This window comes from Holdemanella sp. DFI.5.55, assembly GCF_020593575.1.
GTDB classification, from domain to species: domain Bacteria; phylum Bacillota_I; class Bacilli_A; order Erysipelotrichales; family Erysipelotrichaceae; genus Holdemanella; species Holdemanella hominis.
In genome coordinates, this window is sequence record NZ_JAJDMK010000413.1 from 1 (window position 1) to 227 (window position 227).

Consider the following 227-nt stretch of genomic DNA (forward strand, 5'->3'; position numbering starts at 1 on the left):
GTCCAGACCACTATGATGCAGCCAATGCAGTGGGTGCGGCTTTGGGACAAGTCAGTGGCGACGTTAACCGAATCTACAGCTTTGAAGGCAAAGATAAAGAAGAAGTACTAAAAAAAGCCAAAAACGAGGCAGTCAGCAATGCAATCAGTGCTGGCGCGGATCCAACCAGCGTTGAAATCATTAATATCGAAATTATCCCGCTTGCCTATCTACCAGGCGGTTCTGCT

At 47.6% G+C, this 227-nt stretch carries 1 pseudogene; it reads left to right on the forward strand.

The features are described 5' to 3' along the window. Positions 1-227 (forward strand): annotated as a pseudogene (locus LJE08_RS14620) (hydantoinase/oxoprolinase family protein); the annotation flags it as partial.